This window comes from Oricola indica, from assembly GCF_019966595.1.
Lineage (GTDB): Bacteria > Pseudomonadota > Alphaproteobacteria > Rhizobiales > Rhizobiaceae > Oricola > Oricola indica.
In genome coordinates this window covers 1-26,599 of the sequence record NZ_JAINFJ010000003.1, presented here as the reverse complement: position 1 = coordinate 26,599, position 26,599 = coordinate 1, and the positions used below count along the sequence as shown (strand labels likewise).

At 62.3% G+C, this 26,599-nt stretch carries 24 protein-coding genes; 18 read left to right on the top strand and 6 right to left on the bottom strand.

Annotated elements, in window-relative coordinates; genetic code table 11:
- Nucleotides 1-24: 24 nt before the first annotated feature.
- On the bottom strand, nucleotides 25-1,026 hold the full coding sequence (locus tag LC343_RS08895) for a nucleoside recognition domain-containing protein (RefSeq protein ID WP_223476773.1): 1,002 nt from the start codon (nucleotides 1,024-1,026) through the stop codon (nucleotides 25-27).
- 120 nt (nucleotides 1,027-1,146) lie between these two features.
- Here LC343_RS08895 and LC343_RS08890 point away from each other — a divergent pair, with 120 nt between their 5' ends.
- The 10 genes from LC343_RS08890 to LC343_RS08845 all read left to right on the top strand — a co-directional run bounded on the left by LC343_RS08890 (nucleotide 1,147) and on the right by LC343_RS08845 (nucleotide 8,185).
- Nucleotides 1,147-1,599, top strand: coding sequence for an Lrp/AsnC family transcriptional regulator (locus LC343_RS08890; RefSeq protein ID WP_223477260.1), 453 nt, complete (start codon nucleotides 1,147-1,149; stop codon nucleotides 1,597-1,599).
- Nucleotides 1,600-1,682: 83 nt separating this feature from the next.
- Nucleotides 1,683-2,111, top strand: a complete 429-nt coding sequence (locus LC343_RS08885) for a VOC family protein (protein ID WP_223476772.1) — start codon at nucleotides 1,683-1,685, stop codon at nucleotides 2,109-2,111.
- Between the two features lie 47 nt (nucleotides 2,112-2,158).
- Entirely contained in the window at nucleotides 2,159-2,986 is an 828-nt protein-coding gene (locus LC343_RS08880; RefSeq protein WP_223476771.1) for a hypothetical protein, read from the top strand.
- On the top strand, nucleotides 2,983-3,804 hold the full coding sequence (locus LC343_RS08875) for a hypothetical protein (protein WP_223476770.1): 822 nt from the start codon (nucleotides 2,983-2,985) through the stop codon (nucleotides 3,802-3,804). The genes LC343_RS08880 and LC343_RS08875 overlap by 4 nt, the downstream gene beginning before the upstream one ends.
- A gap of 28 nt (nucleotides 3,805-3,832) precedes the next feature.
- Nucleotides 3,833-4,348, top strand: a complete 516-nt coding sequence (locus LC343_RS08870) for an SRPBCC family protein (RefSeq protein WP_223476769.1) — start codon at nucleotides 3,833-3,835, stop codon at nucleotides 4,346-4,348.
- A 28-nt stretch (nucleotides 4,349-4,376) separates the two neighbouring features.
- Complete coding sequence (locus tag LC343_RS08865; RefSeq protein ID WP_223477259.1) at nucleotides 4,377-4,898, top strand: CoA-binding protein; 522 nt, start codon at nucleotides 4,377-4,379, stop codon at nucleotides 4,896-4,898.
- A gap of 155 nt (nucleotides 4,899-5,053) precedes the next feature.
- A complete protein-coding gene (locus tag LC343_RS08860) occupies nucleotides 5,054-6,340 on the top strand; it encodes an O-acetylhomoserine aminocarboxypropyltransferase (protein WP_223476768.1) in 1,287 nt (428 codons plus the stop codon).
- A 71-nt stretch (nucleotides 6,341-6,411) separates the two neighbouring features.
- A complete protein-coding gene (locus LC343_RS08855) occupies nucleotides 6,412-6,711 on the top strand; it encodes a hypothetical protein (protein ID WP_223476767.1) in 300 nt (99 codons plus the stop codon).
- 31 nt (nucleotides 6,712-6,742) lie between these two features.
- Nucleotides 6,743-7,075 carry a cupin domain-containing protein gene (locus LC343_RS08850; RefSeq protein ID WP_223477258.1) on the top strand — a complete coding sequence of 111 codons (333 nt, stop codon included), beginning with the start codon at nucleotides 6,743-6,745 and terminating at the stop codon, nucleotides 7,073-7,075.
- Nucleotides 7,076-7,084: 9 nt separating this feature from the next.
- Nucleotides 7,085-8,185: an NAD(P)/FAD-dependent oxidoreductase gene (locus tag LC343_RS08845; protein WP_223476766.1), complete on the top strand. Its 1,101-nt coding sequence runs from the start codon at nucleotides 7,085-7,087 to the stop codon at nucleotides 8,183-8,185.
- A gap of 42 nt (nucleotides 8,186-8,227) precedes the next feature.
- Here the strand turns inward: LC343_RS08845 and LC343_RS08840 are convergent, their stop codons facing one another.
- Entirely contained in the window at nucleotides 8,228-9,262 is a 1,035-nt protein-coding gene (locus LC343_RS08840) for a LacI family DNA-binding transcriptional regulator (protein ID WP_223476765.1), read from the bottom strand.
- A 175-nt stretch (nucleotides 9,263-9,437) separates the two neighbouring features.
- Between LC343_RS08840 and LC343_RS08835 the strand changes: the two genes are divergently transcribed.
- The 3 genes from LC343_RS08835 (at nucleotide 9,438) to LC343_RS08825 (ending at nucleotide 13,404) form a co-directional block, all read left to right on the top strand.
- A complete protein-coding gene (locus tag LC343_RS08835; RefSeq protein ID WP_223476764.1) occupies nucleotides 9,438-10,376 on the top strand; it encodes a dihydrodipicolinate synthase family protein in 939 nt (312 codons plus the stop codon).
- A 58-nt stretch (nucleotides 10,377-10,434) separates the two neighbouring features.
- Nucleotides 10,435-11,430, top strand: coding sequence for a TAXI family TRAP transporter solute-binding subunit (locus tag LC343_RS08830; protein WP_223476763.1), 996 nt, complete (start codon nucleotides 10,435-10,437; stop codon nucleotides 11,428-11,430).
- 63 nt (nucleotides 11,431-11,493) lie between these two features.
- Complete coding sequence (locus tag LC343_RS08825) at nucleotides 11,494-13,404, top strand: TRAP transporter permease (protein WP_223476762.1); 1,911 nt, start codon at nucleotides 11,494-11,496, stop codon at nucleotides 13,402-13,404.
- A 235-nt stretch (nucleotides 13,405-13,639) separates the two neighbouring features.
- On the opposite strand, the gene LC343_RS08820 is transcribed toward LC343_RS08825, so the two are convergent.
- Together LC343_RS08820 and LC343_RS08815 are read right to left on the bottom strand one after the other, a co-directional pair.
- Nucleotides 13,640-16,147: a coiled-coil domain-containing protein gene (locus LC343_RS08820; RefSeq protein ID WP_223476761.1), complete on the bottom strand. Its 2,508-nt coding sequence runs from the start codon at nucleotides 16,145-16,147 to the stop codon at nucleotides 13,640-13,642.
- Nucleotides 16,144-17,856, bottom strand: coding sequence for a vWA domain-containing protein (locus tag LC343_RS08815; RefSeq protein ID WP_223476760.1), 1,713 nt, complete (start codon nucleotides 17,854-17,856; stop codon nucleotides 16,144-16,146). The genes LC343_RS08820 and LC343_RS08815 overlap by 4 nt, the downstream gene beginning before the upstream one ends.
- Before the next feature lie 458 nt (nucleotides 17,857-18,314).
- On the opposite strand from LC343_RS08815, the gene LC343_RS08810 reads away from it, so the two are divergent.
- The 4 genes from LC343_RS08810 (at nucleotide 18,315) to LC343_RS08795 (ending at nucleotide 23,661) form a co-directional block, all read left to right on the top strand.
- Nucleotides 18,315-18,944 (top strand): ATP-dependent Clp protease proteolytic subunit, encoded by a 630-nt coding sequence (locus tag LC343_RS08810; RefSeq protein WP_223476759.1) that lies wholly within the window; start codon nucleotides 18,315-18,317, stop codon nucleotides 18,942-18,944.
- 299 nt (nucleotides 18,945-19,243) lie between these two features.
- Nucleotides 19,244-20,530, top strand: a complete 1,287-nt coding sequence (gene clpX / locus LC343_RS08805; RefSeq protein ID WP_223476758.1) for an ATP-dependent Clp protease ATP-binding subunit ClpX — start codon at nucleotides 19,244-19,246, stop codon at nucleotides 20,528-20,530.
- A gap of 241 nt (nucleotides 20,531-20,771) precedes the next feature.
- The gene (lon, locus tag LC343_RS08800) at nucleotides 20,772-23,201 is read left to right on the top strand and encodes an endopeptidase La (protein WP_223476757.1); all 2,430 of its coding nucleotides are present in this window, start codon (nucleotides 20,772-20,774) and stop codon (nucleotides 23,199-23,201) included.
- A 184-nt stretch (nucleotides 23,202-23,385) separates the two neighbouring features.
- Entirely contained in the window at nucleotides 23,386-23,661 is a 276-nt protein-coding gene (locus LC343_RS08795; protein WP_223476756.1) for an HU family DNA-binding protein, read from the top strand.
- An 84-nt stretch (nucleotides 23,662-23,745) separates the two neighbouring features.
- Here the strand turns inward: LC343_RS08795 and LC343_RS08790 are convergent, their stop codons facing one another.
- A complete protein-coding gene (locus tag LC343_RS08790) occupies nucleotides 23,746-24,645 on the bottom strand; it encodes a D-alanyl-D-alanine carboxypeptidase family protein (RefSeq protein ID WP_223476755.1) in 900 nt (299 codons plus the stop codon).
- 179 nt (nucleotides 24,646-24,824) lie between these two features.
- Nucleotides 24,825-25,334 carry a GrpB family protein gene (locus LC343_RS08785; protein ID WP_223476754.1) on the bottom strand — a complete coding sequence of 170 codons (510 nt, stop codon included), beginning with the start codon at nucleotides 25,332-25,334 and terminating at the stop codon, nucleotides 24,825-24,827.
- 307 nt (nucleotides 25,335-25,641) lie between these two features.
- On the opposite strand from LC343_RS08785, the gene LC343_RS08780 reads away from it, so the two are divergent.
- Nucleotides 25,642-26,436 carry a hypothetical protein gene (locus LC343_RS08780; protein ID WP_223476753.1) on the top strand — a complete coding sequence of 265 codons (795 nt, stop codon included), beginning with the start codon at nucleotides 25,642-25,644 and terminating at the stop codon, nucleotides 26,434-26,436.
- Nucleotides 26,437-26,599: the final 163 nt, after the last annotated feature.

Below are 26,599 nucleotides of genomic sequence, written 5' to 3'. Positions count from 1 at the left end.
CATGCCGCTACGCCCGTCCGATCGCTAAGCGTCTGCCGTATCCGTGAGGTTCCGGTCGGCACTAGCGGGAGCGCCGGATCGGAATATCCATCGGTGAAAGGTCTCGTCCGGCAGGCCCCGCAGGAACGCGGCTATGGCCGCGACTGCGGCGAAGGCGAAGATCAGTCGCCCGACGAGGATGCCAACGATATCCGCGCCAAGCGCCATGACGATCAGCGTGTCCTCGATCACGCTGTGCGCGAAGCCCATGAAAACGCAGGACAGGAAGATCTGGCGCGGCGATATCGCGCCCGACCGCGCCTCGCGGATCAGCAGGCCGGCGCCGTAGGATATGCCCAGGAACAGGCCGATGGCGGTGAGATGCTCGGCCTCGCCCTTGATGCCGATGAGCCGCAAAAACGGTGAAAGCGCCTTCATCATCAGGCCCAGGATGCCGGTTGCCTTCAGAACCTGAAGCCCGAGGGAAAGGCCCAGCAGGATCACGAACATCCAGGCGAGGCTTTCGGCGAGGCCGGCCAGGAATTCGGGCCAGCCGGGTGTCGCGCTCATCGGTATCCAGACCGGATCGAGGGGCGACGACAACCATCCCGTGGCCGCGAGCAGGCTGTGCAGCAGGAACGCATAGAGCAGCCCGCCGGCGATGCGCAGCAGCGTGGTCACGGCCATGGCCGGACCCGCTTGCCGGATGATCTTCTGCTCGATGGGCAGACCGTGGGCGAAAAGGACGAGCGCCGAGAAGACAGTGATGTCCGCCACGCTCATCGCGCCGGGAGAAACGAGCGTGAAGACCAGCGGCACTGCGCCCCAGACGCCGACGAGCATGCCTGTCAGCCACGCCAGCCCGAGTTCCGCAGGCAGTCCAAGCGCATGCATGACCGGCGCAAAGGCCGGCGCGACCGCCTCGATTACGCCTATGCGCGACAGCGCCTCCGCTAGGATCGTGACCGGAACCATGATGCGGACGAGGAGCCAGTAGACTTCGATCGTTTCGCGCGCTGTGCGCATGGCGGACGGCAGGAACGGCATTGGCGGGACTCCATCGAGATTGGTCCCATCAGCTACCGCGACACGAGTCGCATTTGTGGTCAAAGATTGCAGTTCGGTGCAATTTTATTGCATACGGATTTCGAGATGGAGACCGCGAACATGGACCGGATCGACCGCAAGCTTTTGAACCTGATGCAGCGCGATGCGTCGCGCACGAATGTCGATATGGCCGACGAGGTGGGCCTTTCGCCCTCCAGTTGCCTGCGGCGCATTCGAAGGCTTCGCAAGGAAGGCATCATCGACCGGGTTGTCGCCATCCTGAACCCGGCACGGTCCGGTCGGGTGATCAAGGCGCTGGTGACCGTGGAGCTGAAGCTGCACGGAGAGCAGCACATGCGGCGCTTCCTCGATCTGGCGGTTGCTGAGGAAGCGGTTTCGCAAGCCTATGCGGTGACGGGCGAGACCGATGTTGTGCTCGTCTTGCGCCTGCGCGACATGGAGGAATATGACGCGTTGTGCGACCGGCTTTTCCGCGATCAGACCAATATCGCGCGCTTCTTCACCATGATGGTCATCCGGACGGCGAAGGATGAAACGGCGATTGCCCTGTGAGGGCTTCTCGCGCTGCCTGAACGCTTGCCTTTGCCAATACCGTCGCCTAGAATGTTCCCGATTTGTTCATGTAAGGAAATTCCATGAGTTTCGATCCCCGCATTTCCATGATCACGCTGGGTGTCGCCGATCTGGCGGCCTCGACTGAATTTTACCAGAAGCTCGGTTTCGAGAAATCTTCCGTCTCGCAGGAGAGCGTGACCTTCTTCAGGATGAAGGGGACGGTGCTCGGGCTGTTCGGGCGCGCCGCGCTGGCCGCCGATGCGGGTATCGAGGAAGCGGGATCGGGTTTTCGCGCGGTGACGCTGGGGCACAATCTGGGCAGCGAAGCCGAAGTGGACGAAGCCTTCGCGCATGCGCTTTCCTGCGGAGCGACCGAGGTGAAGAAGCCTGAGAAGGTCTTCTGGGGCGGCTATTCCGGCTATTTCGCGGACCCGGACGGCCATCTGTGGGAACTGGCCTACAACCCCTTCATGGCGAACAACGCCGACGGGTTCATGGATCTGCCGTAATCGCGTTTACACTCGCTTCCCGCCGGGGTTGAAAACAGGGGATGGCGATGGGTGCTTTTCGCGGGGTCGGCCATGCGTGCCGACAGGTGGCCGGGGCGTGGGTGGCCCTCACATGCGGACTGGGCGCGGTCGCGCCCGCATTGGCGGAGCCCGTGGACTACCCGGAAATCCTGATCGAATTGCCACCGCCTCCGCCCGAGGATCTGCAGGCCTTCATCAAGAGCGCCATCAGCGCGACCTTTCTCGGCGAGAAGCTGGATCTCAAGAAGGAGCGCAGGCTGGAGGAACATATGGCGGATGGTGTGCGGCTCTATGTCGGGGCTGTGGAACTGACCGCCGGCGACAATTTCGACCTTGTGGAGGAATATGCCGGCTGGCGTTTCATCGGCGAGTTCGGCGAATTTGCCGGCTACAACCGCCTCCCGCTGTCGCAGGAGAAGGCGCGCGGCGCGCGCGAGCTGCGCGAATTGCTGGAAAACGGCTTCGTCGGGCCCAATCCGTGGATGAACGGCGCGATGTGCACATCGGCCTTCGGCAAGCTGGACGACGAGGAGATGCGTTCGCTGGTGGAGCGGACCGATACTTTCGAATCCGACTGGCGGATCGCGGCGTTCCCCTGGGAGGAGGCGGGCTTCATGGGCCGGACGGGACCGTTCGAATGGAAGCTCGGCCAGTTGCTCTATGTGGACAGCGACAAGGAACGGCCTGAAAACTGCTGCTGGGACTACGTGCAGAAGCCGGATCGCACCGGCGGATATGTCAGCCGCTCGGTCTACGACCCGCTGCTGCGGCCCTACATGAACAGCCATGTCTGTTTCGGCCGCGACGAGGAGGGCGCCTGGAAGATCGATGCGGTCGGATACCGCACGCCATGACGCGCCGCGCAGTCAGTATCGCGCTCGGCGCGGCCCTGATTGTCGCGACGGCAGGCATAACGAACGCGGCGGCCGGCAATCCGCGCGTGTCCTACGACCGCATCATCCTGGCCGACCACGGCCCTGTCGAACCGGACCTCCAGGCCTTCATCGAGCGCGCCCGCGATGTGATGTGGCACGGCGGGGCGAATGTCGCGGCGGGAAACGCGACGCCGACGGATTTCGGGGATGTGCTGGCAGACGAGGTGACCCTGTTCGTCGGCCCGCCCGACCTTGTCGAGGACGATCGTTTCGTGCCGGTGGCGCGATTGCAGCGCGCCGAAGCGATGAAGGCGATCGGCCGGGCCGTGCATGACGAACCGGCGACCGACCGCGGCGCGGAGATGCACGCCGGCTACGTCTTGAAAGCCTTGCTGGAGGACGGGCTGGTCGCCCCGAATTCATCGCTCGGCGGCGAAGTCTGTACGGGGACGTTCGAAAAACTGGCCCATGCGGACATGACAGCGCTTCTGGAGGACACCGGGACCGTGGTCTCCGATTGGGGTGTCGCGCGCCGGACACCCGCCGAGACCGGTTTCTTTCGTGGCGGCGTGCTTCGCGGCTGGGAGCTTGGGCAATTGCTGTATGTCGATGCGGACGCGCCGCAGATCCGCTCTTGCTGCTGGGGCCATCTCGTCATGCCGGAGGGCATCGGCGCCTATGTCCAGATGGGGTTCGGCAAAGGGCCTCTGATCCCCTATCTGGCGAGTCATGTCTGTTTCGCGAAAACCGATCAGGGCTGGCGGATCAGCGCGGTCGCGATCCGCAAGGAGCAATGACGGCCAGGGAACAATGACAGCAAAGTGATTGGCGGCGTTTCCGCGCGCGCTTATTCTGGTCTGCCATGAAGTCTGGTCCACTATGAAGATCGTCCTCCAGCGTCACGTCGATGCGCCCGTCGATATGGTTTTCGACACGATCGCGCATATCGAGAATTTCAGGCAGGCGGTGCCGGACATCGTCTCGGTCGAGTATCTGGGCGAGACCCGGAGCGGCGTTGGCACGCGGTTCTGCGAGACGCGGCGCATGGGCGGGCGCGACTATTCGACCGAAATCGAGGTGACGGAGTATGTGCGGAACGAGCGCGTGCGGCTTGTCCTGCAGGCCGGTGGGGCCGAGTGGGATACGGTCTTCACGGTCGGGCCGGCGGAAGACGGGTCCTTGGTCGGTGCGGAGATGACCGCGACGCCGAAAAGCCTGCTGGCGCGTGTATTGGTGCCGCTGATGAAGAAATCGGTTTCCGCCGCGATGGAAAACGACCTTCGCAGCGTCGCGCAATGGTGCGAGACAAAACGCGCCGGAGACAGCGCCGCTCCGGAATGATATGGGGCGGCAAATGACAGGGCGCGCCATGGACCACGATCACTACAGCGACGACTATATCCGCTCCATCCTGACCAGTGTGAAATCGGTCGCGATCATCGGCGCGTCGGCCAAGCAGGTGCGGCCGAGCTATTTCGTCATGAAATACATGATGGACAAGGGGTTCACCGTCTTCCCGATCAATCCGGGACATGCGGGCGGGGAAATCCTCGGGCGCATGACCTACGCGTCGCTAGCCGAGCTTCCCGAGCCCGTCGACATGGTGGATGTGTTCCGCGCATCCGCGGCGGTGCCCGGCATCACCGACGAGGTGCTGGCCATGGAGCCGCTGCCGAAGGTCGTGTGGATGCAACTCACCGTGCGCGACGACGACAGCGCGAAACGGCTGGAGGCGGCCGGTATCGACGTGGTGATGAACCGCTGCCCGAAGATCGAATATGGCCGCCTGTCGGGGGAAATCGGCTGGAGCGGCGTGAACTCGAAGACGATTTCGGCGCGCCGGCCGGAAGTCCGCGCCGGCTTCCAGAGCTTCGGCATCCGGAACAAATAGGCCGTCCCGAAAACGGCCGGGATTCGTTTTCCCGGATGGAGCCGCTTGCGGGTATGGAAATCCCGCCAGGGTGCCGTTTGCTTTTGAAATGCGCTTTGACAGGCGTCCGCCACTCGGCCAAAAGATCAGGCACATTCGTTCAGGAGGAGGGGATCATGTCCCAGCGAGTACCCGGTTTCGACACTTTGGCCATTCACTCCGGCGCCCAGCCGGACCCGGCGACAGGGGCGCGGACCACGCCGATCTACCAGACCACCGCCTATGTCTTCAACGACACCGACCATGCGGCGTCGCTGTTCGGCCTGCAGGCTTTCGGCAATATCTACACCCGCATCATGAACCCGACCCAGGCGGTGCTCGAGGAGCGGCTGGCCGCGCTCGAGGGCGGCACGGCGGCGCTTGCAGTCGCGTCCGGTCACGCGGCGCAGATGATCGTGTTCCACACGCTGATGACCGCGGGCGACAATTTCATCGCGGCGCGGCGTCTCTATGGCGGCTCGATCAACCAGTTCGGCCATTCCTTCAAGAATTTCGGCTGGGAAGTCCGCTGGGCCGATGTCGACGATCCCGAAACGATCGCCTCGCAGATCGACGACCGCACCAAGGCGCTGTTCATCGAGAGCTTCGCCAACCCGGCCGGTTTCGTGACCGATATCGAGGCGATGGCCAAGATCGCCCATGATGCCGGCATCCCGCTGATCGTCGACAACACGATGGCCTCGCCTTATCTCGTGCGCCCGTTCGAACACGGCGCCGACATCGTCGTCCATTCGCTGACCAAGTTCCTCGGCGGGCATGGCAACTCGATGGGCGGCGTGATCGTCGACGGCGGCACCTTCGACTGGTCGGCCTCCGACAAGTACCCGATGCTGTCGACGCCGCGTGACGAATATGGCGGTGTCGTCCTGCACGAGACCTTCGGCAACTTCTCCTTCGCCATCGCCTGCCGCGTGCTCGGCCTGCGCGACCTCGGCCCGGCGATCGCGCCGATGAACGCCTTCCTGATCCTGACCGGGATCGAGACGCTGGCGCTTCGCATGCAGCGCCATTGCGACAATGCGCTCGCCGTCGCCAAACACCTCAAGGATCATCCGAAGGTCGAGTGGGTCGAGTATTCCGGCCTCGAAGGGCACCACAACAACGCGCTGCAGAAGCGCTACAGCCCGAAAGGCGCGGGCTCGGTGTTCACCTTCGGCGTCAAGGGCGGCTACGAGGCGGGCGTCAAGTTCGTCGAGGGCGTGGAGATCATCTCGCATCTCGCCAATATCGGCGACACGCGCACTTTGGTGATCCACCCGGCATCGACCACGCACCGCCAGCTCACGGACGAGCAGCGGGAGAAGGCGGGTGCCGGCAACGATGTCGTCCGGCTGTCGATCGGCATCGAGGATGTCGCCGATATCATCGCCGATATCGACCAGGCGCTCGACAAGACCGCCTGATTGATCTTTCGCAATTGAATGCGGCGCGCCCTGGGCTAGGCTTCCACCGAACACAAACGGTGGAGGCCCTCATGCCACGTTCCAGACGGGCGGCGCGCGCCGTCTTCTTCCTCGCTATCCTGAGTGCGGGCGTCTCGCCTGCGCTGTCCCAGTCGGCCGACCCGGCCTGGCTGGACCAGCTGGCGGCGCAGCTTGCCGTCGATGAAGGATGCGCCGTGGAATATTACCTCAACATCAAGGAAGACGAACTCGCCGGCCGCAAGACCTTCGAGGCGCGCGCGCAATGCCGCGACGGCCGCCAGTTCGACGCCGCGCGGACGGAGCCGGCGACAGAGTTCACGATCACCGCATGCGGTGTGCAGGTATGCTGATGCGGGGGACAGGCCATTGAGCGGGCCGCACATGCTGCCGGTCATTCCCGAAGGCGCGCAGCCCGAGACCGAAAGGCCGTCGCCGGAAAAGGTGATTTTCGGCGATCCCGTCTTCACGACATGGAATGTCGAGGAGCGCGACGGGCTCTATTGCGGCATCTGGCAGGCGACGCCCGGCAAATGGCGGATCGCCTATGACGAGTGGGAATTCTGCCATATCCTCGAAGGCGTGTCGGTGATCTGCGGCGATGACGGCGAGGCGATGACCGTGAAGGCGGGCGACAGCTTCATCCTGCGTCCGGGATTTGCCGGGACTTGGGAAGTCGTCGAAACGACGCGCAAGGAATATGTGATCCGGTTGTAGGGCAGCAGCATGAAAATATCCGTTGTCGGTGCAGGCATTGCCGGTCTTTCGACGGCCTGGGCGCTCGCCAAACAGGGCCACAGCGTCATCCTGTTCGAACAGGGCACCATCCCCAATCCGATGGGCGCGTCCGGCGACCATCATCGCATCATCCGGCGCGCCTATGGCGCGGGTTCCGGCTACGGCGCGGCGATCACCGAGGCCTATGAGGCGTGGGACGAGGTCTGGGCCGATCTCGGCCAGTCCTGCCTCGATCCGCGCGGGTTCATGGCGGTCAGCCGGGAGCCGGGCGACGAGGCGGAGGATTACCTGAACGGCCTGCGCGAGGGCGGCTGGCCCTGCGACGTGCTACAGCCGGGCGTGGCGGTGAAGCGGTTTCCCTTCCTCGATCCGGACACGATCCGCTATGCCTTCGTTTCGCCGGAGGGCGGCGCGCTGCATTGCCGGCGCATCGGGTTCGGGCTTGCGGCATGGCTGCAGGTCAACGGCGTGTCGCTGCGCCAGACGATGCGGGTGAGGGAAGTCGACCCGGCGCGCGCCGCCGTGACGACGGAGGACGGGCGGGTGATCGAGGCCGACATGGTGATCGTCACCGCCGGCGCCTGGGTGACCAAATTGTTTCCCGATCTCGTCTCCGACCTGGCGGCCTACCGGACCGCCGTGGTCTATCTCGATCCGCCGTCACACCTCGCCGAGGCCTGGGCGCATGCGCCGGTGGTGCTCGATGTCGGCGGCGAAACGGACGGCTACATCCTGCCGCCTTCCGGCGGCGGCGGGCTGAAATTCGGCTCGGGCCTGCACAAGATGAAGAACGCCGACGCGGACGCAAACCGCGAGCCGGTGGCGGGCGAGGGCGAGACGGTCCGCAACCTGTTCGCGCCGCCGATGCGCGACATCGAGCAGTACCGCGTGACGGACGTCGTGACCTGCGCCTACACCTTCACCGAGGACGAACGCTTCTTCGTGGACCGCCGCGACAACTGCATTGTCGTCTCGGCCTGTTCCGGCCACGGCTACAAATTCGGCGCGGCGGTGGGGCGGCGCGTGGCGCAATATGTCGAGCACGGGGACTTCGGCGCGCTGAAGGCGTGGATGCGCGCGGAGGGGTAGGGGGAGAAGGTCTAGGCTAATGAATCTCGACGATTCGTCGTTTCACTTTGCTGCAGGCGGGCCGGCGGTGGATCTCCGCGGAAATAGCGTCGGCGTGGCGACAATTGTCTCTGCCTTGCCGCCCGCATCCTTGCTCAGCAAATCGAGCGCCGCTCTGGCGATCTGGTCGAATGGCACGCGCACGGAAGTGAGCGGGACCGGCAAGCTGCTGACGATCGGAACGTCATTGTAACCGACGAGAGAGATGTCCTCCGGCACCGAAAGACCTTTTCGGCTCAGTGTCGACAACGCGCCGATGGCGGTATTGTCGTTGACTGCAAATATGGCCGTCGGCCTCTCTTCCAGGCTCATGAGTTTTTCGGCCGCCTCGGCTCCGGAATCGATTCCGAAGGTCGATTTGGCGACCAGCCTTTCGTCGAAACCGATCCCGGCTTCAGACAACGCGTCCATATAGCCTGAGAGGCGTCCGCGTGCGCTCGAGGCATAGGATGGGCCGCTGATCAGTCCGATGCGTCGATGCCCGAGGTCGATGAGGTGGCGCGTGGCAAGATAGCCGCCCAGGCGATCGTCGCCGATCGCGGACGCACTTTTTCCGTCCGTACGAAGGGCCAGAACGAAGTTCACGCCGCGCGCCTGCAATTCGGACGGGAAGTCGTCATCGAGACGCGACGTCGCGAGAACGAGGCCGTCCACGCCGCGATTGAGCAGCGTTTCGGCTGCCTCTCGCCCGGCATCCGGCTTGTCTTCGGTGGTGGCGACGATGGCGAACTGGCCGGTCCGTTCGCACGCATGCGCGATGGCTTCGTAGAGCATGGCCATGACAGTGTCGGTCAGCCGTGGCACGATCACGCCGACGGTCATCGTCCGTCCGCGGCGCAGGCTGGCGGCGGAGACGTCGCGAATGTAGCCGAGTTCCTCGGCAACCTTGCGAACCCTGCGGGCCGTCTCGCTGTCCGAGCGCGGCAGCCTTTCGTCAAGGATCCGCGAGACGGTGGATTTGGAGACGCCGGCCGCGGCCGCGACATCAAGGATCGTCACCCGGCCTTTTCGGTCACCGGCTTCCGTTTTCTGATCCAAGATCGCCTCCTCGGACAGCGTCGGATTTACGAAGGGTCAACATTTTCTCTTGACTCGCAGTTCTGTCAGGTTCTAGATGGGAACGTTCCCACAAACGATCCCTTTCCGCAAGTGGAATTCGGTGGAACATAAATGGGAACGTTCCCGTTATCGATCCTAAAGTGAGGAGAAGCACATGTCCACCATGGATCTTCGCGGTCTCAGCCCCGCACCTGTCACCGCATTCAAGCGCAATGGCGATCTCGACATCGAAGCCAACGTCCGCATCGCCAAATGGCTTGCCTCATTCGACGACGTCAAATCCCTCGTCATTCTCGGCCATGCCGGCGAGGGCACTTTCCTGACCATGGACGAGCGACTTGAACTCATCCGCGCCTACGCGGATGCTGTCGACGTGCCGATCGTCGCCGGCATCACGGGCGAGGGCACCAAGGTTGCCGCCGAAGAGGCAAAGAAGTGCCGCGAGGCCGGCGCGACCGGCGCGCTCGTTTATCCGAACCATGGCTGGCTGCGTTTCGGCTTCCAGAAGGGGGCTCCGCAGGACCGCTACAAGGCGATCTGGGAAAATTCGGGGCTTCAGTGCATTCTGTTCCAGTATCCCGATGCGACCAAGGCAAGTTACGATCTCGACACGCAGATCGAGATTGCCGCCCAGGAGGGCGTGGTGGCGACAAAGAACGGCGTTCGCAACATGAAGCGTTGGTATGTCGAGATCCCGGAACTCAAGAAGGCCCAGCCCGACCTGCAGATCCTGTCCTGCCATGACGAGTGGCTTCTGCCCACCATGTTCGATGTCGACGGTCTCCTTGTCGGCTACGGCAATATCGCACCGGAACTGCTGATAGACCTGATCAAGGCCGGCAAGGCGCAGGACTACACCGCTGCCCGCAAGGTGTTCGAACAACTCCTGCCGGTCACCCGCACCGTCTATCACCGTGGATCGCACATGGAGGGCACCGTCGCCCTCAAGATCGGCCTGCGCTATCGCGGCCTGCTCGACCATGCGACGATCCGCGAGCCGCTGAAGGATCTCGGCGCGGCAGCCGAGCGCGAAATCGAGGAGGCGTTCAAGGCCGCCGGCATCAGCCCTGTCCAAAACATGATGGCCGCCTGACCGTCAATTTCCGCCCCTGCCTTCCGGCAGGGGCCCAATTCAACTGGAGGAGTTAGAAATGTTTTCCATTCTCGGGAGCTATCTCAAGGCAGCGGCTGTTACGGTCGTCATTGCCTCGACAACCACGGCGGCGTTCGCGCAGGAGGTGCGCATCGGCGCGATGCGCGAAGGATCTTCCTGGTATGTCTTCGCGGCAACGCTGGAACAGATGATCGAGCCGATCTTCGGGGCGAATACCGTCGAGGTCATCGCGCGCGGCGGCGGTGTCGCCAATCCGATGGTCGTACAGTCCGGCAAGGCCGAGATCGCGCTGTCGAACGTGGCGACGGCCAAATGGGCGGCAGAAGGCGCGCCGGTCTATCAAGGCGCTTCAGCGCCCGATATCCGCGCGCTCGTAGGCGGCCTCAACAACGTCTATATCGGCGTGATGGCCCGCAAGGCCTTCACCGACGAGATGGGAACGACCGACCTTGCCGAAATCATCAAGTCCGGCAAGCCGATCCGCCTCCTGTTGAAGCCGACCGGTTCGAGCGCTGTTCCCGCCGCGGAGTTGATTCTGGAAGCCTACGGATCGAGCTTCGACAAACTGAAGGCCGATGGCGGTGATGTCGTTCAGGTAGCCGCGGCCCAGATCGCCGACACGGTCCGGAACGGCAACGCCGATATCTACATCGACACGATGATCAAGGGGCATCCGACGATCACCGAGGTCAACCTGACCGCGGATACGGTCTTCCTCGACATTCCGCAGGACGCGATGGATCTTCTCGCGAAGAATGGAATGACACCCGGCAAATATGGTCCCTGGTTCGAAGACCAGACGGGCGAGAACACCGGCGCCAATCTCGGCACCGTCCTGATCGCGAACGCCTCCCTTGACGAGGAGAAGGCCTACCAGATCACCAAGGCCCTGTGCGAGAACGCCGAGGTAATGGGCGCCGCCCATGCCGCCTGGAAGTCGTTCAAGGCGGAGAACGCATACAAGCCGGAAAACACCGGAATCGAACTGCATCCCGGCGCAGTCCGCTACTACAAGGAACGCGGCTGGATGTAACCGTTTCGGGAGGCGCATCGACATGCGCCTCCCGTTTGTCTTCTGGGTTCGGGAGGAAGAACCATGCCTGCAGAAAATCTCAAATCGGCTTTGCGTTCGCCAGCTTTCGTCATCGGGTGTGCGTTCATCGCGTTTCAGGTGTGGATACTGTTCGATGCCCAGCAGCCGATGCTCCAGCGACCGGCCCACGTCGTCTTCGCCCTCGTCCTCCTGTTCCTGTACAGGCCCCTTTCCGCGGACTGGATGCCTCGTTCCCTTTGCATCGCCATCGACGCGCTGCTGATCGCCGCTTCGCTTGCCGTCGGCGCCTACTATCTCGGCGAATTCGACCGGCTGACGACGCGAATGGAAAACGTGTCGCCAATCCTCACCATCGACATCTGGGCTGGCACCGCGCTCGTGCTGCTGTTGCTGGAAGGCGCCCGCCGCGCTGTCGGATGGATCCTTGTCAGCGTCCTGCTGGTTTTCATTGCCTACGCGTTCTTCGGCAATGTTCTGCCAGGCTGGCTTTCATTCCGGGGCTTCGACCTTGAGCCCGCCATCGAAATCTCGACCATGACGACCGCGGGCGTGCTCGGCATAACGACTTCCACCTCCGCCGACTTCATCTTCTATTTCATCATGTTCGGCGCGTTCTACGGCGCTATCGGCGGCGGTCAGCTCTTCATCGACCTCGCAATCCGCCTGGCCGGACGTGCCGTCGGCGGGCCCGCGAAGACCGCTATCATTTCCTCGTCCCTGATGGGGTCGATCTCGGGAAGTGCGGTCGCCAACGTCGTCTCGACCGGCGTGTTCACGATACCCTTGATGAAGCGCTGCGGGATGAAGGATCACCGCGCGGCCGGCGTCGAGGCGATAGCCTCCACGGGAGGCCAGCTCATGCCGCCGGTGATGGGCGTCGCCGCTTTCATCATGGCCGAGATGCTCAACATGCCCTACGGCCAGATCGCACTTGCCGGACTTATTCCTGCGGTGGCCTTCTATCTCGCTCTTCTCCTCGTGGTGGACCTGTCAGCCCGCCGGGGCGGGCAGAGAGCGATGACTGCGGAAGAAGTCGCCAGGACCGCTCCGCTGCTTCCGCGTCTTCATCTCCTGTTGCCGCCGGTCGTTCTCGTCTTCGCGCTCGTCAGTGGCTACTCGGCGGCCTACTCGGCTGTGATCGCAACCCTCGCGTCCATCGTCACGCCTTTCCTGCGCCGTTCGACCTGGATCGGTCTCGACGGCTTCATCGGAGGATTGCGTGAAGCACCGAAACAGGCTGCGGAAGTCGCGATACCGATCGCCGCCATTGGCCTTGTCATCGCCGTGGCTGTGCAGTCCAACCTCGCCCTGAAATTCGCAGGCTCGCTGCTGACCCTTTCCGAAGGCTCGATCTACGCGTCTCTCGCGCTTGCCATGCTCGGCTGCATCATCATGGGCATGGGCTTGCCCACGGTCGCCGCCTATATCATTGGCGCGGTTCTTTATGTTCCCGCCATGCAAAAGCTTGGGCTGGAGCCGCTGGCAGCGCATTTCTTCATCTTCTACTACTGCGTCCTTTCGATGGTCACGCCGCCGGTCGCGCTGGCATCCTTCGCCGCAGCCGGAGTCGGCAACTCCTCGGCCATGAAAACGAGCATGTCCGCCTTCGGCATGAGCCTCGTGGCGTTCTTCATACCTTTCGGCTTCGTGTTCGATCCTGGTATTCTCTGGCAGGGAACCGCGGCAGAGATAGGATTGAGCGCGCTTGGTCTGATGGTGGCGACTGCGCTCTGGGCGATTGCCTTCGGCGGATGGTGCGGAAAGCCGCTGGCCATGTCGCTGCGGGTTGTCATCGGCCTCGCCGGGCTCGCCGCAGTCATCGAGCCGATGGGAAGCACCATCTGGTTCACCGCACTGGCGACCGGATGGGGTATCGCTCTCGCCGCTTTCCTTGCGTCGCGGGCAGACCTGGGGAACTTCGAAAGCAGGGTCTTCGTGCAGGCCGCCGAGTAAGCGCTCATTTGATCACGACGTCTCCAGGTCGCTCACGCTTACCGGTGATACCTATTCCCTTGTCTGCATTTCAGGTCCTGTGAGCCGAACCCTGCGCTTAGCAAACCGGGCTGCAAATACGTAAATGATCTGCGGCCGAGTGGCTCGTTCGCCAGGGCGTGGCGAGCGAGGAGGGGCGGATATCGTTGTGATGCGATCGTGGAGGGGTAGGGCCGACAGCAGGACCTCTGCGGCGCTACTTCACCAACTCCAACCAGCAAAAGCCTTCGCTACCGCAAACTTCGATCACTTCGAACTTGCCGCTCGGCAATTCCAGTTCGGGGAAGTCCTCCGGCGTCGGCCCATCGAGAATGAAGTCGTCCAAGTCCTCAACGCCGTCGTCGATGCCTTCGAAGAGATCGGTCGTCGGGCGGAAATAGCCGTTGGAGTATCCGGGATCGGTGTCCCCCCAGCCTATGGCCAGCAAGCGGCCCCCGGCATCGTGTTTTGCCTCGCCGGCATTGGCGCCGGCCTGCGTGCAAACGGAGAGAATTTCGCCGTCTGCGAAAGGAGGCACCGGCTGGCCGCGGTCGAAATCATAGTAACCGCTGACATGTTCGAGGACGTCCTCGCCGACCGCGACTTCGCGATAGACATGACAGCCGAAACGGTCGAGTGACGGGATGTCGATGAGCAGGACGTCTGCGGATGCCGGGGCGAGGCGGACGGCATGGTTGCGGTCGGTGCCGCGTTCGTAGCCGGTCCAGTCATAGGCGTTCAGGCTGGCAAGGCGCGGCGGCGTCGCGGGATTGCTATCGAGGTTGGAGTAGGGCGATTCCTCGCTCGACAGCGAGATCTCCATGGGGATCGTGTCCGCGCCGGCGAGACTGCCGAAGCGCGTGACCGGGAATTCCCAGACCGACGGACCGGCCTCGCCGACGACCGGCTTGCCGACCCTGACGCCGGGATCGTCGAAAGCCAGTTTCGGCGTGTGTTCAAGCGGCTCGGAAAACCGCACGGTCACGGTGATTGGCCGTTCGGCGATCCGCTCAGCCTCGTTCGCCGGGACGACCGTATCCGCAGCCACCTGCCGTTTGCGCGGGTGCAGGCCGAGTTCGATCATCGAGCCGAGCGTGGAGGCGATGCCGGCGAGGCGCTCCCGCTCGGTGATGAGGGCGTTTCGGAAGGCGACGAGGCCGTTATATTTGCGCTGCGCCAGGAGCGCCTCGGTGGTCTTCTGGAAAACGATGTCTTCGCTGAGCGCATTGGAGTGGTTGACCGCTGACTGCGCGAAGGACTTGTAGGCCGTGGCGACGGCATCGATGCTGACATTGGTGACCGCGTCGACCGGGACACGGCCTTCGCTGATGCCGGAGGAGATCAATGTGCGCACATTGCCGATACCGTCCTTGGCCAGCATCTCGACGACATCGCCGACGACCGTCGATTCGACGCCATTGAGATCGTTGACATAGGGCACGACGTTGGGATTTTCGGCGAGCTGCATGGAGGTATGCTTGCCGATTCCGGCCTGGATTGCCTCTGTCGCGATCGTGGCGATTCCGCCGGCGTCGAAGTCGGTCCAGAAGCGACTGGGCAGTTTGCGAACGGCCTGGGCGGGAATCTCAAGGCCGGCCTTTCCGAGCTTCCGGGCGAGGGCTGAGACAGCCGGCGCGGCGGCGCCGCCCGTCAGCGCGGCGGACAGCACCACCCCGGTCGACTCCACGGCCAGAACGAAGATCAGCATGTCGCGATTGCGCAGGTGGATGCGCAACGCGTGTTCGCCGGCTTTTTCGCTTGCCTCTTCCCAAGCCTCGCGGGCACCGGCGAGCCGTTTCTCGGCCTGTGCGATCAGGTCATCGGCGCTCGCGATCTTTGCTTCGGCGAGAGCCAGCGCGTCGCGATAGCCGCGTTGGCCGAGCGGATCTGCCGTCGCCGAGCCGCTTTCGTCGGTCACGTAGGACGCGTCGTACCAGATCTCGTCGCCGCGATGGACGGTGACACGCTCGACGAAGGGCGGCGGAACCTGAAGCATCAAGGCGAGGAAAGCAGCGCCCGCGCTTGTCTGCTCAAGAGCGCGGGCATTGAGGGCTTCGTCGGTCGGCGCTGCCGTCGCCGCGTCGAGCGCGGCTGCAAAGCTTGCCTCGATGGCGTCGAGTTCCTGCTCGCTCGTCATGGCGGCGCGGGCGGCGTCGAGACGCGCCTCGAAATCGCGCGTGGTGGCGTCGAGGGCCTCCCCGGCGGCGGCGACCTCACGCTGTGCGGCGCGAGCGGCGTCCACAGCCGCGTCATAGGCCATCCGCAACTCGTCAGCCCTTGCTTCCAGGTTGCGGGCGAGGATCTTGTCGGTGCCTTTCTCGGCGACGCTCTGGGCGCGAAGCATGCTCAGCAGCCGCACCTTCGCGGATGCTTCTTCGGCTGTCGCGCGGTCCGCCGCCAGTTCCGCGTCGGTGATCCGCGACCGGGCGGCGTCGAGCGCGCGACCGCGCTCGTCCAGCAGCGCGGCGTGGGCCTTTTCCGCCGCCTGGCGCTTGGCCCAATAGGCCTGCCATTCGGCCTGGTATTTTTTCCTGGCCGCGTTGCGCTCGGTAAAGGCCCTGCGGGCGCGTTCCTCGGTTGCAGCATAGTCCTTCAGCGCTTGCTGATAGGCGCCTTCGGCGGCGTTGATCCGGGCGGTTTGCGCCTGGCCGGCCAGCGCATTGAGCGGAGCGCTGCCGGCCATCAGCGTTGCCATGGCGATCGAGACGAGACGCGAACGGATCATCGCAAGGTCACTTTCACATTGGTTGTCTGGCCGGCGGCTATGTCGAATGGATCGCTGTCGAAGGTCTGGCCGCCGCTGATCATGGCGCGCAGGAAGTAGCGCCCCTCGGCCAGAGCGAGCGTGTGCGATCCGCCGAGATTGTAATAGGCGGCCCGCTTGCCGTCGCTTTCGCGGACATAATCGATATTGAGCAGGCTCTTGCCTGTCTCGTTGGCGATCTCATGGCTGAGCAGGCCCGCCTGCATGTCGAGGGTCGGCGTGGCGGTTTCATTGCCTCTGATCGTCACCGGAAAGGTGCGCACGACCGAAATGGGCGGCCTGTTGCCGTAATCGAGAAGCGCCTTGATCACATAATCGCCGGCACGCAACGCCTCTGGCGCATTTCGCTCTCCAACCATGAAGGACACGCGGCCGGAACCGGCATCAGCATCGGCCTGCGTGCGGTAGACCTCGTAATCGATGCCTGTGGCGGGCGCCCCCTGGGCGCTCAGGACGGCTTTGGGCAGCAGAAATCCGATCCGCATATCGAATGCGTACTCTGTGGCTTGCCCGGCGACGATTTCGATTTCGGCAGTCTCGCTGATGTCCTGATGGGTGGCGCGCACGAGATAGCGGCCCTCCGGCAGATAGGTATCGGCATTGGAACTGGCCGCTTCGGTCAGCGCCTCGGAGGCCGGCCCATCCGCGCCAATCTCGAAGAACTCATAAAGGATCGGATCGGCGGCAATTGTCTTGTCATCGGTCGCATAGGCGAACATGACCGCTGAGCCGCCATTGAGGTTGAGCGCGCCAATCTGCTTGCCGTCTTCGCCGAATTCGATTTCGCCTTTGGCCGTGACATGGGTGCTCTTGAAACGTACTGCGACTTCATACGTGCCGGCTTCAAATACAGGGTCGTCGGGAAAGACAACGCCAAGCCCGTCGTAGAAGGGCTGGCCGTCCTTGTAGACGTTCCAGCTGACGTCGAGCGGGTTGAGCCGCTCGCAGGTCTCGCACAATTTGGCGTAGAGGAATTGCGAAGCTTTCGGCTCGGCGGGTTCAGACGTGGCAGGCACGGGCGCTGGAGCCGGTGTCGCAGCAACGGTGGCGCGCAGAGCGCTCAGCAGCTCACCGGCGGAGTTCGCCCGGTAGAACTGGCCGCCCGTCTCGGTGGCGATGCATTGCAGCGCCGCGAGCTCCTCGTCGGTCACGTCGAAGCCGATGACATGCACGTCGAAGCCCGGATTGACCACCTCGAAGGACCGCGCCTGGGCGCAGGGATCGGCCTCGCAGGTTTCCAGCCCATCGCTAACAAGAACGACCGAGGCGTTGTCGCCGGTGTAATAACCGACTGTGGCTGCCGCGAGCAGCATGGAATCGGTGATCGGCGTCTTTCCCTTCGGCGAGATCGACTGGACCTTGTCGATCAGCGTCGCACGGTCGACCGGGCCGGGCATGGCGACTACCTCGATGTCGGAACAGTCGTCCTTGCGCCGGTGGCCATAGACCATCAGCCCCATATCGACGCCGTCATCCCAGGTCGTGATCAGATCCGTCATAACCTCTTTTGCGATCGAGATCTTGGCGACCCCGTCGATCTGGCCCCACATGGAATTGGAGCCGTCGAGCACCATCATGACGCGGGAATTGTCGGATTGCGCTTCGGCAGATGCGACAGCGGAGAAGGAAAGGAGCATGGCCGCGACGCAGCGGAAGAAATATCGGTTCATTGGAAATGTCTTATAGTAAAGGGCCAGTATCGCGGCCGGTTGAAACGGGTCGCACAGAAAGGCAACGAAAGCGGGAGATTAAAACGTCCGGGCCATGGCGCATCCACGTCGAGTTGCGTTTGTGATCTCAGAATAAATGAGTTTCTCGTCCGATCAACTGAATTTACCGTGACAGTTCAACTGCGTAAGGGTGACGCGCGTCCAGTCGTATCGAGAAGACGATGTCGGTGCATACATCCGACCCAAACGCGGGCCGATTCGCCCGTCTGCGGTCGCCCGCCTGACACGTCACGCGAAAACCGCCCCTTCGGCGTTCTTTTCCCCACCTTCCGGCCATTAAGGTTTACGTGCAGCCGCGTCTTGCGGAACCGGGGTCCGGCACCCTAAATATTGCCCGAATGATTCTTTCGCGCCCATGTTTCCCGTGCGCTTTCCAGCAAATCCCCGAAAGGTCTCCGATGAGCAATCCGATCGACACCGCCATGAACCTCGTCCCGATGGTCGTGGAGCAGTCCAACCGCGGCGAGCGCGCCTATGATATTTTCTCGCGCCTGCTCAAGGAACGCATCATCTTCATCACCGGGCCGGTCGAGGACGGCATGGCGTCGCTGGTCTGCGCGCAGCTGCTCTGGCTCGAGGCGGAGAACCCGAAGAAGGAAATCTCGATGTACATCAACTCGCCGGGCGGGGTGGTGACGTCGGGTCTCGCGATCTACGACACGATGCAGTTCATCAAGGCGCCGGTCTCGACGCTGTGCATCGGCCAGGCCGCGTCGATGGGCTCGCTGCTGCTGACGGCAGGCGCCAAGGACATGCGCTTCTCGCTGCCCAATTCGCGCATCATGGTTCACCAGCCCTCTGGCGGCTACCAGGGTCAGGTCACCGACATCCTGATCCACGCCAAGGAAGTCGAGGCGCTGAAGCGCCGGCTCAACGAGATTTACGTCAAGCACACCGGCCGGTCCTACGATGACATTGAAAACGCGCTGGAGCGCGACAATTTCATGACGGCCGATCTCGCCAAGGAATTCGGCCTGATCGACCGGGTCATCGAATCACGCGACGCGATCGATACCGAAGAGAAATAAGGTCCGTCGCGCCCATGTTGCATTTGTGCGACGGGGCGCGAGGAACGCGACGCTACGTCAAATCTACGCTTTTCGCGCGGTCGGGAGGCGATTAGGTTGAAATCAGTGTCGCGGTCTTAAGGGAACCGTAAAGGAAATTGTCGAATCGTTGCGCATGAAGCGTATATGTGTACGAATGTGATTTGAATCCTTTGTGACGCAAGGCGTGTTTGGCCGGTCGGTCGCGTCGCAGAAATGAAGTCGGGATTGCGGGAACGCATGTTCAGGTTCCGAACCGTGATCCTCTGAAAGGAATGGGCATGAGCAAGGTTGGCAACAGTGGCGGTGGCGGCGGAGGAGACTCCAAGAACACGCTCTACTGCTCTTTCTGCGGAAAGAGCCAACACGAGGTCCGCAAGCTGATCGCTGGGCCGACGGTCTTCATCTGCGATGAATGCGTCGAGCTTTGCATGGACATCATCCGCGAGGAGAACAAGTCCTCCATGGTCAAGAGCCAGGAGGGCGTGCCGTCGCCGCAGGAAATCCTCGGTGTCCTCGACGACTACGTCATCGGCCAGAGCCACGCCAAGCGTATCCTGTCGGTCGCCGTGCATAACCACTACAAGCGGCTCGCCCACGCGGAGAAGAACGACGACGTCGAACTGGCGAAGTCGAACATCCTGCTGATTGGCCCGACCGGTTGCGGCAAGACGCTGCTTGCGCAGACGCTGGCGCGCATCATCGACGTCCCCTTCACCATGGCCGACGCCACCACGCTGACCGAAGCGGGTTATGTCGGCGAGGACGTCGAGAACATCATCCTGAAGCTGCTGCAGGCCTCCGACTACAATGTCGAGCGCGCCCAGCGCGGCATCGTCTATATCGACGAGATCGACAAGATATCGCGCAAGTCGGACAATCCTTCGATCACCCGCGACGTGTCGGGCGAGGGCGTCCAGCAGGCGCTTCTGAAGATCATGGAAGGCACGGTCGCTTCGGTTCCGCCGCAGGGCGGCCGCAAGCATCCGCAGCAGGAATTCCTGCAGGTGGACACGGCCAACATCCTGTTCATTTGCGGCGGCGCTTTCGCCGGTCTCGACAAGATCATCTCCGACCGCGGCCGCAAGACCTCGATCGGCTTCGCAGCTTCCGTGGAATCCGCGGACGAGCGCAAGGCGGGCGAACTGTTCCGCCGCGTCGAGCCGGAAGACCTGCTGCGCTTCGGCCTGATCCCCGAATTCGTCGGCCGCCTGCCGGTGCTGGCGACGCTCGAGGACCTCGACGAGGACGCATTGGTGCAGATCCTGACCGAGCCGAAGAACGCGCTCGTCAAGCAGTATCAGCGCCTGTTCGAGATGGAGGAGGTCAGCCTGATCTTCCACGAGGACGCGCTGCGCGCGATCACCCGCAAGGCGATCGAACGCAAGACCGGCGCGCGCGGCCTGCGCTCCATCATGGAATCGATCCTGCTCGACACGATGTTCGAGCTTCCGGCCCTCGAAGGGGTGCGCGAAGTCGTCATTTCCGAGGAAGTGGTGTCAGGCAGCGCCCGTCCGCTCTATATCTACGCGGACCGCGCCGAGGACAAGGAAAACGCATCCGCGTGACGCGGACGCACACGGTGAACGTTAGTGAAAAGGCCGGGCGACCGGCCTTTTTCTTTTGAAGTCCGGTCCGCGCCATTGCGGACATCCGCCTTTGGCGCGAGACTTGGGTATGATTCCACCTGTTAGAGCCCGTTGAAAACGACAGGACGCAGGACCAATTACAAGGAGTGTTCCGCGACCGCGGCCAATGGGCACGGGACCGGAATGTCCGAAAGCCGACAAGGCATGAAAGGAACAGTAAATGGCTGAAGCCGAAACGAAAACGGCAACGGGTGGTCAAGACGGGCTCTATGCCGTCCTGCCGCTGCGTGACATTGTTGTTTTCCCGCACATGATCGTGCCGCTCTTCGTCGGACGCGAGAAATCGATCCGCGCGCTCGAAGATGTCATGGAGAACGATCGCCAGATCCTGCTGGCGACGCAGAAGGATGCCGGGGACGACGACCCGACGCCGGATGCGATCTACGCCCACGGCACCGTCGCCAACGTCCTGCAGCTCCTCAAGCTTCCCGACAACACGGTGAAGGTGCTGGTCGAGGGCGTGTCGCGCATGGAAATCAGCGGCTTCTCCGACCGCACCTCCTACCTGGAGGCGGAAGCGACCGCGCTTGACGAACCCGAGGAAGACGAGGTCGAACTGTCCGCGCTGTCGCGGTCCGTCGTCTCGGAATTCGAGAGCTATGTGAAGCTCAACAAGAAGATTTCGCCCGATATCGTCACGGCGGTGACCCAGATCGAGGAGCCCTCCAAGCTCGCCGATACGGTCGCCTCGCACCTGTCGATCAAGATCGGCGAGAAGCAGGACATCCTGGAGACCGTGAGCGTCAAGTCGCGCCTGGAAAAGGCGCTCGGCCACATGGAATCCGAGATTTCCGTCCTGCAGGTGGAAAAGCGCATCCGCAGCCGCGTCAAGCGGCAGATGGAGAAGACCCAGCGCGAGTACTATCTCAACGAGCAGATGAAGGCGATCCAGAAGGAACTGGGCGACGGCGAAGACGGCAACGGCGAACTCGCCGAGCTGGAAGATCGCATCACCAAGACCAAGTTCTCCAAGGAAGCGCGCGAGAAGGTCGACGCCGAGTTCAAGAAGCTCAAGCAGATGAGCCCGATGTCGGCCGAAGCCACCGTCGTGCGCAACTATCTGGACTGGATGCTGTCGATCCCGTGGCGCAAGAAGTCGAAGGTCAAGTACGACCTCGACGTCGCGCAGGACGTGCTCGACACGGATCACTATGGCCTCGAGAAGGTCAAGGACCGCATCGTCGAGTATCTCGCCGTGCAGAAGCGCCAGAACAAGCTGAAGGGCCCGATCCTGTGCCTCGTCGGCCCGCCGGGCGTCGGCAAGACCTCGCTCGGCAAGTCGATCGCCAGGGCGACCGGCCGCGAATTCGTTCGCATGGCGCTCGGCGGCGTGCGTGACGAGGCCGAAATCCGCGGTCACCGCCGCACCTATATCGGCTCGATGCCCGGCAAGGTCATCCAGTCGATGAAGAAGGCGAAGAAATCCAACCCGCTCTTCCTGCTCGACGAGATCGACAAGATGGGCCAGGATTTCCGCGGCGACCCGTCATCGGCGCTGCTCGAGGTTCTCGACCCGGAGCAGAACTCGACCTTCATGGACCACTATCTGGAGGTGGAGTACGACCTGTCGAACGTGATGTTCATCACCACGGCGAACACGCTGAACATTCCGGCGCCGCTGATGGACCGCATGGAGATCATCCGCATCGCGGGCTACACCGAGGACGAGAAGGTCGAGATCGCACGCCGGCACCTGCTGCCCAAGGCAATCCGCGACCATGCTCTCCAGGAGGGCGAGTTCTCGATCACCGACGAAGCGCTGCGCCAGGTTATCCGCACCTACACCCGCGAGGCGGGCGTGCGTAACCTCGAACGCGAGCTGATGACGCTCGCGCGGAAGGCCGTGACGGATATCCTGCGCACCGACAAGGAGGTCATCGAGGTCACGCCGGAGAACCTGGACGACTATCTGGGCGTTCCGCGCTATCGCTACGGCGAGATCGACGCGGACGATCAGGTTGGCGTCGTCACCGGACTGGCCTGGACCGAGGTCGGCGGCGAATTGCTGACGATCGAGGGCGTGATGATGCCCGGCAAGGGCAAGATGACCGTCACCGGCAACCTGCGTGACGTGATGAAGGAATCGATTTCGGCGGCGGCCTCCTATGTCCGCTCGCGCGCCATCGATTTCGGCATCGAGCCGCCGATCTTCGAAAGGAAGGACATACACGTCCACGTGCCGGAAGGCGCGACGCCGAAGGACGGACCGTCGGCGGGTATCGCGATGGCCACGGCGATCGTTTCCGTGCTGACCGGCATCCCGGTTCGCAAGGACGTCGCCATGACCGGCGAGATCACGCTGCGCGGCCGCGTGCTGCCGATCGGCGGTCTGAAGGAAAAGATGCTCGCGGCGCTGCGCGGCGGCATCAAGACGGTGCTGATCCCGGAAGACAATGTGAAGGATCTCGCCGACATTCCGGAAAACGTCAAAAGCGAGCTCGAAATCATACCGGTCGGACGGATCGGGCAGGTTCTCGAACACGCCCTGACGGCCAAGCTGGAACCGATCGAGTGGAACGAGGAGGTCGAATCGATGAAGGGTAAAGTCGCCCCGATCGACGATGACAACCTCTCAAACGTCGCTCACTGAGGCGTTTCACTCCCAAAAACTTGTAAACGCCGCAGAAATGCGGCGTTTTTTCTTTGATTTCCGGGCGTTTCCGGGCCATTCCCCTTCGGCCGGGCGGCGAATCCATATATGGTCCGCCTGTTACCGGTCGGGCAGTTCCCGCAGACGGCACACCCGGCCGCATAGATCGAGAAGGATTGTGACAATGAATAAAAACGAGCTTGCCGCGACAGTTGCGGAAAAGACGGGTCTTGGGAAGGGCGACGCCGCTTCGGCCGTCGACGCGCTGTTCGAAACCATCACTGATACGCTGAAATCCGGCGGCGACGTCCGCATCCTGGGCTTCGGCAATTTTGGCGTGAACCAGCGCGCCGCGACGACCGGCCGTAACCCGCTCACGGGTGCACCGGTTGATATTCCGGCCAAACGCGTGGCGAAGTTCTCCGCCGGCAAGGGCCTGAAAGACGCGCTCAACGGCTGATCCGCCGAGCTCGCATTATTCGCCGCGGCCATCCGAAAGGGTGGCCGCGGTTTTTTTGTGCCTGGATTTTCGCTTTGGGGCGCGTCAGCGGATCGAGCGGTTGAAGGTGGCGGTCAGCAATTGCGCCATGTGGGCATCGCGCGCCGAACCGGACTTTCCACCCATGACGACGGCGACGATCGACCGGCCGTTGCGGCGCACGGATGCCGCGAGATTGTAGCCGGACGCCCTGATATAGCCGGTCTTGATGCCGTCGGCCCCGGAGACCATGCCGAGGATCTTGTTGTGGCCGCGGATCGTCTTGCCGCGGTACTCGAAGCTGACGAGCTTGAAATAGGAATAGTATTGCGGGAAGTCGCGCCGCAGCGCGAGGCTGAGCTTCGACATGTCGCGTGCTGTCGTGCGCATGGCCGGGTCGGGCAGGCCGGAGGCGTTGGTGAACACGGTGCGTCCCATGCCGAGCGTGCGCGCCCGCGCGGTCATCCGGCGCGCGAATTGCGCCTCGCTGCCGGCGAGGTGTTCGGCGACGGCCGTCGCGACATCGTTGGCGGACTTGACCACCAGCGCCCGGATCGCGGTGTCGACATCGATGGTCGTCCCTTCCTTCAGATAGAGCTTCGACGCCGGCTGGCGCGCCGCGTTGGCGGAAACGGGTATCTGGGAGTTCAGCGACAGCCGGCGGCTCTGCAGCGCCTCAAAGACGAGGTAGAGCGTCATCATCTTCGCAAGGGACGCCGGGTAGCGGATCTGGTCGGCCGCTTCCGAATATAGAACCTTGCCGGACCGGGCATCGATGACGATGGCGGCGTATTTCGAAGGCTCTGCCTGCGGCTGGGAAATTTCGAGCGCATCCGTCGTGGAGCATGCCGACAGGACGGACGCGGCGAGAATCAGCGATAAAAGGGAAACAAGAAGGCGGCGGAGGCGAGGAAGCGGGGACAGGACGGGCTCCATCGGCGATGTCGGTTTGTTACGAAGCGTCACGAGTCATTATCATGCTCGCCGAACGTGTCCAGAGAACAGATTGTGGAGAAGTCGGTTCAGCATCGCATGTGACATGGTTGCGTCATATGCGATCGCGCACAGACCTTGAGTCCGAAAGACCAGATGTGAGTCTTGGAAATGATTTCAGCGAGAACGCTCTCTTCGCTGGTCACGACACTTTATTTCGCAGTCGGTGGAGGACCAATAACGGCATCGATAAAGGGAGCCTTTTGAGCCAAGTATTCCCCAATTCCGTGCTTGTTCGTGGATTCCAACTCCAACTTCAGGGTCTGATACTTCTGCCGTAGATCATCATCCTGCCTGAGGAGGTCGCGGAAGCCCAGCATTCTGGAAATCTGCCAATGCTTCGTCAGGCAAACATGAACCTTATGTGTTCGGATGCCCCCAACATCGCGACGATAAAAGTGGTGTCCGTCCGAGAGGTTCGTGCCTCGGATATACCCGAAAGATGACATTGCCTGATCAATTCCGGCTTCATTTCCGTGGTCAGAGACCACCACAAGCACGTCAATTTCCGGCTTCGCGGCAAGGCCAGGAACTGCCGTGCTTCCAACATGGTGAATTTCAATCGCCTTAGCGCCGAAAACCCCTTCAAGATGAGCCTTTTCAGAGTTGAACATGTCAGGCCATCGATTATCGTATTCGGAAATCTTGCTGGTTAGCGCCATTCTGACCTCCGTGACAAACACGGCAACAAGCCAATGCATGCGGTTGTCGGTTTGATGACCGCAACTGGCGGGAAGCTTCTATTCCGTCCGCGGCAGTTTCCGATTCTGCAGTCCAATTCTCCAATTCCGTTAAACACCTTATCTCGGTGTCCAAGAAACCGGCAGCAGGCCATAGAGGAAAAATGGTGGGCGGTGAGAGGCTCGAACTCGCCACTTAGTCCATTATCTTACTGAAAACGCATCGGAAATTTTCGAGGCATTCGGGAACCTTGTAGCACATCAACGTAGCTGCACAAGGGAGTTCCCCATGCGAAATTTTGAAACCTCACCACTAATCACCCCCGAGATTGCAATCCGCGAGCCGCACCGAGCGCTTGCCGTGCCGCCTAGCTGGGTTGTCCAGTACGGAATTCTTGATGAGTTCGATGAGCCTGAAGTCGGGGAGGGGCATATCTCCTCCACCGCCGTCCTCGTGTTGGGGAAACGGCACCGAAAGACCCTACTCATGAGCGTCCTCCAAGCCTCCTATCTTTATGAGCTTTCCCGCTTCGGGAATACCTTCGGCACGAACTCTAATTTCGGAAAGCCGAAGGCGATAATCTACCCAAAGTTCTGGCCACGAGACTTCGCGGATGATCGCGTTACGTTGGCCCGCATTTTCGCGGATGCCAGCAGCGACGAGACCGTAGACAGCCTTGAGGGCACCAGCGACCTCCGTCTCTTCACACTACGTAAGAACAATTACGGACGCCCCCGGAAGGCAGCACTTGAGACGGTGAAGAAACACACCGAACGTGTTGCCAAAGAGCGGGAAGCAAGCGGTTCGCTTCCATCGGGGATAACGGTGGATAGTTACTTGGCCAATATAGCTGCCTTGTACGCTGCGATCCTCGAAGAGAGCGCTAGTCCCGACCGAGAGGCTGCAACACCGCACCCCGAAACATGGTCCCTACCTCAGACAGATGGCGAGGCCATCGCGTTCGCCCTGGACCATCTACTGACGGTGGAGGTTCCCGAGTTCCTCAAGCAGTGGCGTAACGGCGAAGACCTTCAATGGTGGATTGACACCTACGCCGAGGATTGGGCCGCGCCGCAAGCCTAGTCTTCCGCTCACTACCTCAAAACAAGTGCCCCTTGAGCCGCTGCCGACATGCAGGCTCGGGGGCTACTAAATCATGGAGACTCAATATGTCCGACCAAAATTCAAACACACCACCCCGCGACCTCTTTAAGGAAGCCCTCAAGAAGATCGATGAGGAGCGCGG